The sequence below is a fragment of the Salinimicrobium oceani genome (genome assembly GCF_012037645.1).
Map to the genome: position 1 here is coordinate 1 of NZ_JAAVJR010000988.1, position 378 is coordinate 378.

Annotated in this window: 1 protein-coding gene; it reads left to right on the forward strand. The window is 46.0% G+C overall.

Features of this window, described 5'->3' with window-relative positions:
* On the forward strand, positions 1-306 hold a 306-nt coding region (locus tag HC175_RS20395), incomplete at its 5' end, for an alpha/beta hydrolase (RefSeq protein ID WP_369074361.1).
* Positions 307-378 lie beyond the last annotated feature (72 nt).

Below are 378 nucleotides of genomic sequence, written 5' to 3' on the forward strand. Positions count from 1 at the left end.
TACGTCACCCGGAATGCCAAAAGATATGGAGGTGTGATCGCCATTATTGGCAGTCTCATTGGAAAGCAGATCAACACCGGGAATTATATTACCGACTTTGAGGGAACAAAGGTCTATATAGGCACGAGCGATCCCGATGCCCATGTGCCGGTAGAGCGTGTGGAACAAACTGCTGCGATTCTTGAAAATAAGAATGCAGAGGTGGAATTACAGATCCATAAAGATGGCGGTCATGCCATTCTTCCGGCAGAACTTGGAAAGGCAAATCATTTTATCTTCGGTTATTCGGGAGAAATCGATGAGTAGCCTTAGGAGTTGTCTGAGGCGTACCATTCGGCGTAAGAAGTTTCTGTTTCCTGAAGCCTCAGGGAATATAAC